At 74.2% G+C, this 10,430-nt stretch carries 9 protein-coding genes and 1 pseudogene; 5 read left to right on the forward strand and 5 right to left on the reverse strand.

The annotated features are described in order from the left end of the window. The first annotated feature begins 143 nt into the window (after positions 1–143). Positions 144–1,004: a dihydropteroate synthase gene (gene folP / locus AB0K92_RS12615; RefSeq protein ID WP_365922038.1), complete on the forward strand. Its 861-nt coding sequence runs from the start codon at positions 144–146 to the stop codon at positions 1,002–1,004. A gap of 42 nt (positions 1,005–1,046) precedes the next feature. Here the strand turns inward: folP and AB0K92_RS12620 are convergent, their stop codons facing one another. Next, positions 1,047–1,805, reverse strand: coding sequence for a TIGR00730 family Rossman fold protein (locus AB0K92_RS12620; RefSeq protein ID WP_166002158.1), 759 nt, complete (start codon positions 1,803–1,805; stop codon positions 1,047–1,049). A gap of 120 nt (positions 1,806–1,925) precedes the next feature. Continuing rightward, positions 1,926–3,005, reverse strand: a complete 1,080-nt coding sequence (gene dapE, locus AB0K92_RS12625) for a succinyl-diaminopimelate desuccinylase (protein WP_365922041.1) — start codon at positions 3,003–3,005, stop codon at positions 1,926–1,928. A gap of 124 nt (positions 3,006–3,129) precedes the next feature. On the opposite strand from dapE, the gene AB0K92_RS12630 reads away from it, so the two are divergent. Further along, positions 3,130–4,098, forward strand: coding sequence for a heavy metal transporter (locus AB0K92_RS12630; RefSeq protein ID WP_365922043.1), 969 nt, complete (start codon positions 3,130–3,132; stop codon positions 4,096–4,098). A 280-nt stretch (positions 4,099–4,378) separates the two neighbouring features. After that, the gene (locus tag AB0K92_RS12635; RefSeq protein ID WP_365922045.1) at positions 4,379–4,816 is read left to right on the forward strand and encodes an ATP-binding protein; all 438 of its coding nucleotides are present in this window, start codon (positions 4,379–4,381) and stop codon (positions 4,814–4,816) included. Positions 4,817–4,897: 81 nt separating this feature from the next. Here AB0K92_RS12635 and AB0K92_RS12640 read toward each other — a convergent pair whose 3' ends face one another. Together AB0K92_RS12640 and fdxA are read right to left on the reverse strand one after the other, a co-directional pair. Next, positions 4,898–5,995: a bifunctional succinyldiaminopimelate transaminase/glutamate-prephenate aminotransferase gene (locus tag AB0K92_RS12640; protein WP_365922047.1), complete on the reverse strand. Its 1,098-nt coding sequence runs from the start codon at positions 5,993–5,995 to the stop codon at positions 4,898–4,900. Positions 5,996–6,117: 122 nt separating this feature from the next. Beyond that, positions 6,118–6,438, reverse strand: coding sequence for a ferredoxin (gene fdxA, locus AB0K92_RS12645; protein WP_043503874.1), 321 nt, complete (start codon positions 6,436–6,438; stop codon positions 6,118–6,120). A 140-nt stretch (positions 6,439–6,578) separates the two neighbouring features. Here fdxA and AB0K92_RS12650 point away from each other — a divergent pair, with 140 nt between their 5' ends. Continuing rightward, positions 6,579–7,628: a GNAT family N-acetyltransferase gene (locus AB0K92_RS12650; RefSeq protein WP_365922049.1), complete on the forward strand. Its 1,050-nt coding sequence runs from the start codon at positions 6,579–6,581 to the stop codon at positions 7,626–7,628. Positions 7,629–7,644: 16 nt separating this feature from the next. Continuing rightward, a complete protein-coding gene (locus tag AB0K92_RS12655) occupies positions 7,645–8,496 on the forward strand; it encodes a transglutaminase-like domain-containing protein (protein WP_365922070.1) in 852 nt (283 codons plus the stop codon). 280 nt (positions 8,497–8,776) lie between these two features. On the opposite strand, the pseudogene AB0K92_RS12660 reads toward AB0K92_RS12655, so the two are convergent. Next, a pseudogene (locus tag AB0K92_RS12660) lies at positions 8,777–10,333 on the reverse strand (hypothetical protein); the annotation flags it as partial. Between the last annotated feature and the right edge of the window lie 97 nt (positions 10,334–10,430).

Consider the following 10,430-nt stretch of genomic DNA (forward strand, 5'->3'; position numbering starts at 1 on the left):
GGCCCCCACGGTCGGGTAGGTCGAGTCGGTCGAATCGAGTCGGACGTGTCAGGGTCCGATCGTGCCATGCGAGTCTGACAGTTAAGGTCGCAGGCGGTCGAAAGGCCACCGCTCGCACGAGGCACGAGGAGAGGTCACAGGGGATGCTCAGGCTGGGCAGGCGTGAATTCGGCACGCACGAGCCGGTGATCATGGCGATCGTGAACCGGACCCCGGACTCCTTCTACGACCAGGGCGCGACGTTCCGCGACGAGCCGGCCCTCGCGCGGGTGGAGCAGGCGGTGGCCGAGGGCGCCGAGATCATCGACATCGGCGGGGTGAAGGCCGGGCCGGGCGAAGAGGTGACGGCCGAGGAGGAGGCGCGGCGCACGGTCGGGTTCGTGGCCGAGGTGCGGCGGCGCTTCCCGGACGTGGTGATCAGCGTGGACACCTGGCGGGCGGAGGTCGGCGAGGCCGTCTGCGAGGCGGGCGCGGATCTGCTGAACGACGCGTGGGGCGGTGTCGACCCGCGGCTGGCCGAGGTCGCGGCCCGCTACGGGGTGGGCCTGGTGTGCACGCACGCGGGCGGGGCCGAGCCGCGGACGCGTCCGCACCGGGTGACGTACGACGACGTCATGGCCGACATCCTGCGGGTGACGCTCGGGCTCGCCGAGCGGGCCGTGGCGCTCGGGGTGCCGCGCGAGTCGGTGCTGATCGATCCCGGGCACGACTTCGGCAAGAACACCCGGCACAGCCTGGAGGCGACGCGGCGGCTCGGCGAGATGGTGGAGACCGGGTGGCCGGTGCTGGTGTCGCTGTCCAACAAGGACTTCGTCGGGGAGACGCTGGACCGCCCGGTCAAGGAGCGGGTCGTCGGCACGCTCGCGACGACCGCGGTGTCCGCGTGGCTGGGCGCGCGGGTGTACCGGGTCCACGAGGTCGCCGAGACCCGCCAGGTGCTGGACATGGTGGCCTCCATCGCCGGTCACCGCCCGCCGGCGGTGGCCCGCCGCGGCCTGGCCTGACGCGGGCCGGGCACCAGGCCGGGCGTTCCCGGAGGGCGGCTGCTAGCGGCCCGCCTCCTTCGACACGAGGGCGACCGCCTCGTCGACGTCGTCGGTGAGGTGGAACAGGGTGAGGTCCTTCTCGGCGGCCTTGCCCTGGGCGATCAGCGTGTTCTTCAGCCAGTCGACCAGCCCGCCCCAGTACTCGGTGCCGAACAGCACGATCGGGAACTGGGTGACCTTCTGGGTCTGCACGAGCGTCAGGGCCTCGAAGAGTTCGTCGAGGGTGCCCAGTCCGCCGGGCAGGACGACGAAGCCCTGCGCGTACTTGACGAACATCATCTTCCGCACGAAGAAGTAGCGGAAGTTCAGGCCGATGTCGACATACGGGTTGAGCCCCTGCTCGAAGGGCAGTTCGATGCCGAGGCCGACCGAGATGCCGCCCGCCTCGCAGGCGCCCTTGTTGGCGGCCTCCATCGCACCGGGCCCGCCGCCGGTGATGACGGCGAACCCCGCCTCGACCAGCCCGCGGCCCAGCCGCACCCCCGCCTCGTACTCCGGGGAGTCCGCCGGGGTGCGCGCCGAGCCGAACACGCTGATGGCGGGCGGGAGTTCGGCGAGGGTGCCGAAGCCCTCGATGAACTCCGACTGGATGCGCAGGACCCGCCACGGGTCGGTGTGCACCCAGTCGGACGGGGCCCGCTCGTCCAGCAGCCGCTGGTCCGTGGTGCTCGTCTGCACCTGATCCCGCCTCCGGAGGACCGGTCCCAGGCGCCGCTCCTCCGGCGGCTGCTTGCTGCCCTCAGGGTTGCCGGTAGCCATGTGCGCTCCCTCCGGTTGCCACGTCTTTCGGTCTTCAGCGTAGATCTACGCGGGTTACGGAGGGGGGACGCGCGCGTGTCCGCCGTCGAGCGTCCCGGGGCACACCGCCGGAATGCGGGCTCAGGCGGTCAGCCAGGCGCGCAGCCGCTCCTCCGCCGCGAGGATCTTCGATGTCTCTACCCGCTCGTCCCGCTTGTGTGCCAAGAGCGGATTGCCGGGCCCGTAGTTGACCGCGGGGACGCCGAGCGCGGAGAAGCGGGAGACGTCCGTCCAGCCGTACTTGGGCTTCGGGGTGCCGCCGACCGCCTCGATGAAGGCCGCGGCGGCCGGGTGGGACAGGCCGGGTAGCGCGCCGGGGCTGTGGTCGTCGACCACGAACTCCGTCACCCCGCAGTCCGCGAACACCTCGCGGACGTGGGCGATCGCCTCCTCGGGCGTACGGTCGGGCGCGTAGCGGAAGTTGACCGTCACCACGCACTCGTCGGGGATCACGTTCCCCGCGACGCCGCCGGAGACGAAGACCGCGTTGAGGCCCTCGCGGTACTCCAGCCCGTCGATCACCGGCCGGCGGGGCTCGTACTCGGCCAGGCGCCCGAGGATCGGCGCCGCCGCGTGGATGGCGTTGGAGCCCATCCAGCCGCGCGCCGAGTGGGCCCGCTCGCCGGTCGTCCTCAGCAGCATCCGCAAGGTGCCCTGGCAGCCGCCCTCGACCTGGCCGTCGGACGGCTCCAGCAGCACCGCGAAATCGCCCTCCAGCCAATCGGGGTGGGCCTCGCAGACGTGCTTGAGTCCGTTGAGGTCCGCCGCGACCTCCTCGTTGTCGTAGAAGACGAACGTCAGGTCGCGGCTGGGGGCGGGGACGGTGGCCGCGATCCGCAGCTGGACGGCCACGCCCGACTTCATGTCGCAGGTGCCGCAGCCCCACAGCACACCGTCCTCGTCCAGCCGGGACGGCACGTTGTCCGCGATCGGCACGGTGTCGATGTGCCCGGCGAGGATCACGCGCTCCGGCCGGCCCAGGTTCGTGCGGGCCACGACGTTGTTGCCGAAGCGGTCGACCGTGAGGTGCGGCAGGGCGCGCAGCGCGGTCTCGATGGCGTCCGCGAGCGGCTTCTCGCCGCCGCTCACCGAGGGGAAGTCGACGAGCCGCGCGGTCAGCCGCGCGGCGTCCAGCGTGAGATCAAGCGGGGTATCGGCCATGCCCCCGACCCTAGCGCCCGCACCGCGCCCACCGGCCGGGCCGAGGCTCCCGCGGGGACGTGACCTGCGAAGCAATGGCCCCACCCGGCGCCGGGTGTCCGACGGGCTCCAGTACCTTGTACGCGTGCCAGAGCCGTCCCCTTCTCCCAAGCGTCGCGGCCGTCTCCTGCGTTGCGGGGCGGCCTTCGTGGTCCTGCTCGCGGTCGCGGGGTACCTCGCGGTGCAGTACGTCACCGGCGGGGCAGGCGGTCCGGGCTGCAAGGTCGTCTCCGGCAAGGGCGACGGGGCGACCTACGAGTTCTCGCCGGAGCAGGCGGTGAACGCCGCGACGATCACGGCCGTGGGCACCGCGCGCGGGCTGCCCGAGCGGGCGGTGACGATCGCGCTGGCCACGGCGCTGCAGGAGTCCGCGCTGCGCAACATCGACCACGGCGACCGCGACTCGCTCGGCCTGTTCCAGCAGCGGCCCTCGCAGGGCTGGGGCACCGAGCGGCAGATCATGGACCCCATCTACTCGGCGGGCATGTTCTACGACCACCTGGTCGAGGTGCCCGGCTACACCCGGCTGCCGCTCACCGTGGCCGCCCAGCGGGTGCAGCGCAGCGGCTTCCCGCAGGCGTACGCCAAGCACGAGCCGGACGCCACGCTGCTCGCCGCCGCCCTCACCGGCCGCGCCGAGGCCACCCTGACCTGTGAGGGGCGGCCCGACGCCACCCGGGCCACCGGGCCGGACGCGGTGCGCTCGGCGCTGGTGCGGGACTTCGGGCAGGACGCGATGCAGCAGACCGGCGCCGAGGTGAACGGCGACGCGGCGGCCCCGCGGCCGGCCGTGACCGCCGAGACCAGCGGGCGGACCGTGACCGTGCCGGTCGAGGAGGGCTCCGGGGACGGGCGGGCGGCCCGGGAGCGCGGCTGGCAGCTGGCGCACTGGGCGGTGGCCAACGCCTCCGCGCTGCACATCGAGCGGGTCTCGTACGCGGGCCGCGAGTGGGTGGCCGGTACCACCGGCAGCACGTGGCGTGCGGCCGGGGACGCGGCCGGCGGGAAGAACGGCGAGGGCGCCGACGCGGTGCGGATCCGCACTGCGCAGTAGTGCGGACGTTCACCCGCAGGGGTTAATACCGGCGCCGCGCGTCCGGCGGTGTGCGCAGGTTTTCGCCCGGTCACCCCGGCAGCCGCTGAATCCCTTGGGGACAAAGGGCTGTAAGGATTCCGCAGACTTTCGGACCGGCAGCCCTTTGTCCCTTTTTATCCACAGCCGATAATGCGACGCATTGCCAACTCTTTACGTTTGCCGTGCGCAACCTCGGCGGGGGGTCGAGCGGTAGTCACGGCGCACGTCTTTTCACGTTCCATCCCGTCGAAGGAGCAACATGTCCCTCCCCCTGACCCGCCGGATCGCCCGTGCCGCGCTGCTCACCGCAGCGGGAGCGGCCTCCGTGGTCGGTGCGACCGGCTCCGCCAACGCGGCTCCCGACCTGCCGGCCGCGCAGAACCTCGGCGGGCTGTCCGCCGTGGACGCCGCGAGCGTCGGCACCACCGTCGACGGCGCCGCCACCAAGGTCACCGACCTCGCGGGCGAGACCGGCGGCAAGGCGGTCAAGCAGTCCGGCAAGACCACCGGCAAGGCCGCGAAGAAGGCGACGCCGGCCGCGCAGAAGGCCGCCGGGGACGTGGCCGGTTCCGCCGGGGACATCGTCGGCGACACCGCGAAGACCGCCACCAAGGGCGGGCTGCCCACCGACTCGCTCACCAAGGGCGGCGGGCTGCCGACGCAGCAGCTGCCGACCAAGGGCCTCCCGCTCGGCTGACGCCCGGCCGGCACGGCGCGAAGGGGTCCGGGGAGACACTCCCCGGACCCCTTCGTCGTCCTCCCGGAAGAGGCCGGCCGGCTAGCGCGCCAGCCGCTCCACCGCCGCCCGCACCCGCTCGTCCGTGGCGGTCAGGGCCACGCGGACGAAGCGGTCGCCGGCCGGGCCGTAGAAGTCGCCCGGCGCGACCAGGACGCCCCGCTCGGCGAGGTGCGCCACGGTGTCCCAGCAGGACTCGTCGCGGGTGGCCCACAGGTAGAGGCCGGCCTCGCTGTGCTCGATGCGGAAGCCGTGGCCCAGCAGGGCCTCGCGCAGGGCGGTGCGGCGGGCGGCGTAGCGCTCGCGCTGCACGCGCACGTGCTCGTCGTCGCCGAGGGCCGCCACGACGGCCGCCTGGGTCGGCGCGGAGGTCATCATGCCGCCGTGCTTGCGGATCTCCAGCAGCGGGCCCAGGACGGCCGGGTCGCCGGCGGCGAAGGCCGCGCGGTAGCCCGCCAGGTTGGAGCGCTTGGAGAGGGAGTGGACGGCCACGATGCCGTCGTACGAGCCGCCGTTGACGTCCGGGTGCAGCACCGAGACCGGGTCGGCCTCCCAGCCCAGTTCGAGGTAGCACTCGTCGGAGACGAGCAGCACGCCGTGCTCGCGGGCCCAGGCGACGATCCGGGTCAGCTCCTCCTTCGGCAGCACCTTGCCGGTCGGGTTGGACGGCGAGTTCAGCCACAGCAGCCTCAGGCCCGCCGGGTCCAGCCCGGTCGGGTCGTCGTACACCTCGTACCCGGCGCGCGCGAGGCGGGCGCCGACCTCGTAGGTCGGGTAGGCCAGGCGCGGGTAGGCGACCCGGTCGCCGGGGCCGAGGCCCAGCTGGGTGGGGAGCCAGGCGACGAGTTCCTTGGAGCCGACCACCGGCAGCACATGGTGGTGGGTGACCCCGCGGGCGCCCAGGCGGCGCTCCAGCCAGCCGGTGATCGCGTCCCGCAGCTCCGGCGTGCCCCACACCGTCGGGTAGCCCGGCGTGTCCGCCGCGGCGACCAGCGCCTTCTGGATCAGCTCGGGCACCGGGTCGACCGGCGTGCCCACGGACAGGTCGACGATGCCGTCCGGGTGCGCGGCGGCCGTCTTCTTGTAGGGCGCGAGCTTGTCCCAGGGAAAGGTGGGAAGACGGTCGGAGACTGCGGACACGGTTTCTCGCTCACTCTCTTCGATACGGCAAACGCCTCGGTCCCGTGCGGCGATCAGGGGCGATCAGACCGTACGGGACCGAGGCGGCGCGGATGGCGGGCCGCTGGACGCGGACGCGGGTGTTACTCGCCCTGCGGCGGCAGACCGGCGACGAACGGGTGGTCGCGCTCGATCAGGCCGAGCTTGCTGGCGCCGCCGGGCGAACCCAGCTCGTCGAAGAACTCGACGTTCGCCTTGTAGTAGTCCTTCCACTCCTCCGGCACGTCGTCCTCGTAGAAGATGGCCTCCACCGGGCAGACCGGCTCACAGGCACCGCAGTCGACGCATTCGTCCGGGTGGATGTACAAGGACCGCTGGCCCTCGTAGATGCAGTCGACCGGGCACTCCTCGATGCACGCCTTGTCCTTGACGTCGACACAAGGCTGCGCGATGACGTAGGTCACGCTGTCGTTCCTCCTCGATAGGGCGCTGGCGGGCCTCCTCAGGCTCCGCCGCCTGGCGCGCGGGAGCGCGGCGTCGTCGATGCCCGCACCTAGTATCTCCGTTCTTGGGCATGATCCGAACAGGAGGGGTGAACCGACCTGTGGAAATCTCTGCGGCAGGGCGCCTTGAGGTCCGTATCACCGCTGCTGACGTGGGCAAACGCGTCTCCGTACGGCGCTGGAGCAACACTAGTCCCAGCGCGGTGACGGACGGGAAATTCACCGACACGGTCGGCGTTCTCACATCCTGGGACGAGGGTGTGCTGGTGATCACACGGCGGGACGGCGAAGTCGTCCGCATCCCGGAATCCTCGCTGGTGGCGGGCAAGGTCGTGCCCGCCGCGCCGGCGCGCCGCCGGGGTCCCGCCGCCTCCTTTCCCGAGCTGGCGCGGGTCGCCGCGCGGGCGTGGCGGCCGCTGGAGAGCGAAGCGCTCGGCGAGTGGGAGCTGCGGGCCGCCGGCGGCTTCACCCGGCGGGCCAACTCGGCGCTGGCGCTGGGCGACCCGGGGATGGCGCTGGACGACGCGCTGAGCGCCGTACGGCGCTGGTACGGCGCGCGGGGCCTGCCCGCCTACGTCCAGGCCGCCACCGGGGCCGAAGGGACCCAGGAGGCGCTGTGCGCCGCGCTGAGCGAGCGCGGGTGGGTGCGTGAGGTGACCGCCGAGCTGTGGACGGGCTCCCTCGCGCCGCTCGCCGACCGGGAGCCGGCCGTTGAGGTGCGGCTGTCCCGGGAGGCCGACGAGGCGTGGCTGGCCCGCTACCGGCGCAAGGGGCTGAGCGAGGTGGCGCTGCGGGTGCTGGCCGGCGGACCGTCCGTGTGGTTCGCGACCGTGCCGGGCGAGAGCGCGGGTGCGGCCGCGGGGGCGCCGCCCGCCGCGATCGGGCGGCTGGTGGTCGACGGGCGGTGGGCCGGGTTCGCCGCCGTCGAGGTCGATCCGGCGCGGCGCCGGAGCGGGCTGGCCACCGCGGTGATGGCCGCGCTCGCCGGGCGTGCCCTGGAGGAGGGGGCCTCCGCCGGCTGGCTCCAGGTCGAGACGGACAACGCGGGCGCGCGGGCGCTGTACGGCGGTCTGGGCTTCGCCGCGCACCACGCGTACCACCACTACCGGGAGCCGGAGGCGCGGGGCGCGTCCGGCGCCGGGCGAGGCTGAGGGGGTGCCTGCCGTGCTGCGTCCTCCCTTCCCGCCGCCGCCCGAGCGGGCCGCCGAGCTGCGGCGGCGCTTCGCCGACGAGGCGCGGGCCGAGCGGCCCGACCTGTCGCTGCTGTGCCTGCTGGTGGCCGCCGCCGGGGACGCCGCGCTGGACGAACCGGGCATCGTCGGCGCCCAGATGGAGCTGGACCGGCTGGCCGGGCTGCTGCCGTACCGGCCCGGCGGGCCGCGCGAGTGGGCCGAGGCGACCCGGGAGCTGCTGGGCGAGCGGCTGGGCTTCCACGGCACGCCCGGCGACTACCGGCGGCTGGAGTCGTCGCTGCTGCACGAGGTGCTGCGGCGGCGCCGGGGGCTGCCGATCCTGCTGTCCGTGGTGTGGATGGAGGTCGCGCGGCGGGCGGGGGCGCCGGTGTACGGCGTCGCGCTGCCCGGCCACTTCGTCGTGGGGTTCGGCTCCGCCGAGGAGCGGGTGCTGGCGGATCCGTTCGACGGCGGGCGGGTGCTGGCCGGGATGGACGCGGAGCTGCTGGTGGTCGGCGCCACGGGGGCGCCGCTCGATCCCTCGGTGCTGTCGCCCGCGCCGACGGGGGAGGTCGTGCTGCGCGTCCTGAACAACATCAGGGCGTGGGCCGCGGCCCGGCCGGAGCGGTCGGATGTGTCGCTGTGGGCGGTCGACCTGTCGCTGCTGCTGCCGGCGCATCCGGCGCGGCTGCGGTACGAGCGGGCGCGGCTGCTGGTGCAGCGGGGCGAGTTCGCGGCGGGGGCGCGGGAGCTGGAGGCGTACGCGGATGTCGTCGCCGCGGTGGACGCCGCCGCCGGGGAGCGGGTGCTGGGGGAGGCGCGGGCGGCTCGGGCGTTGTTGAACTAGGGGGTGTCCGCAAAGTCGCGTCGTCCGCCCGGAGGGCGGGTCTCGCGGCGTCTGGTGCGTGCTCTCGGCGTGCCGGGCGGACGCCCGCGTACTGGTCGTACTCGGGTGTTCGCCCGGTGCGGCGAGAGGGCGTGCCAGGCGTCGCGAGACAGGCGCGACTTTGCGGACACCCCCTAGCGCTTCACCGTGCGGGGTGCTGTTCGATCGCGGGTGCGGGTGCGTCGTGGTCGACCGGGCCGGGGGCACCCCGTGTGTGCGGGGTGCCCCTCGTTCCGGGTCGTCAGCTCGGGTCGGTTTCGATCACCGCGGTCCTGTTCGTCTCGCTCATCAGGGCCGTGCGCAGGGCGCCGTAGACGTCCTGCGGGGTCACCGGGGTCTTCTCGCCGGTGGCGCGGGTGATGAGGACGCCGTCGAAGGTGCTGCCGTAGAGCTTCTCCAGGGCGGCGAGGTCGGGGCTGTCGACCAGCTTGCCGTCGACGGCCTTGACCCGCAGGAAGCGCCAGAGGGAGTTCTCCGGGCTGAACTTGATCGAGTGCGCCGCGTCCGTGCGGACCGTGACGAAGCCGGACATCGCGGGCTGCGCGAACTCCTTCATCATCCGGTCGACCTCGGCGTCGGAGACCGTCGGCTGCCGGGTGGTGGTCGGCAGGGCGACCGTCTCGGCGGTGCCGGTCTCCACCTGGGCGCGGTAGGCGGCGGCGACCGCGTCGGTGGCGCCGTCGACGTCCACGCCCTTGCCCGGCTTGCCGTACACCGGGACGGCCTTGCCGGAGACGAACCTGATGGTGCCGTCGCTCGCGGTGCCCGCGCCGCCCGCCGCCTTCTCCAGGGCGGCGTGCAGCTTCTCCTCGTCGACCGGCATGACGGGCTCGACGACCCGCTGCTCGCCGAAGAGCGAGCCGATCACGGAGACCGGGTTGTAGTCGCTGGTCGCGGCCTCGCGGACGGTGGACTGGGTGTCGAGGGACAGGCCCGCCTGGTCCGGCCGGAGGGTGACCGGGTCCCCGCCGACGGTCAGCTTGATCGGGTCGTCGACGCGGTCGCCCAGGGCCTCGTCGAGCTTCTTGACGGCGTCGTCGCGGGTGCCGCCGCCGATGTCCACCCCGAGCACGGTGGTGCCCTTGGGCACGTCGGAGTGGTTCATCAGCAGGCCGGCGCCGTAGGCGACACCGGCGAGCGCGATCACGCCGCCGCCGAGCAGCACCAGCTTGCTGCGGCCCTTCTTCTTGCGGGGCGCGGCGGCCGGGGCGCTCTGCCGGGCGGGCGCCGCCGGGGCGGCGGGGCCGGCCGGGGGGAACCCGGCGTCGCGGTCGGGGTCCGGGACGACCGGGATGCCGCTGGTGACCGTGTGCCCGGAGACGTTGTCGTGCGGCGGGGTGCGGAAGCCGGCGCCGGGCGGGGGCTCGGGGACCTGCTTCTGCGGGGTGAGGACGGCGGTGTCGTCGCTGAGGCCGCCGCCGGGGCCGGGGGCGCCCGTGGGCGCGGTGCCGGGGCCGGGGGCGCCCGTGGGGGCGGTGCCGGGGCCGGCGGGGGCGCCCGGGGCTCCGGGCACGGCGGGCGGGGCCAGGGGGCCGTCACCGGTGACCGGGCCGCCGGTGGGGCCGGCCGGGCCGCCGGAGGAGCCGGCGTATCCGGCTTGCGGGTTCTGCCCGTTCCGGCCGTTGTGTCCGCCGGGCGCGGACGTGGACGGCCGGCCGTCCCGCTCGTTCTCCGGGCCGTACGGCAGGTCGCCGCGGCGCGGTTCGGCGGCGCGGCCGCCGTTGCCGAGCGGGCCCGCCGCGAGGGCCTCGGTGACGTCGAAGGAGCCGGTGCCGCCGCCGTGGCCGGGCGCGACCGGGTCGACAGCTCCATGTAGCTGATGGCGCCGGCGGTCTGCTTGACCTGCTGGGCGACACCGGAGGAGCCCGCGGCGGACTGGCCGCCCTTGGCCTGCC

The organism is Streptomyces sp. NPDC052687, assembly GCF_040678395.1.
GTDB lineage: Bacteria > Actinomycetota > Actinomycetes > Streptomycetales > Streptomycetaceae > Streptomyces.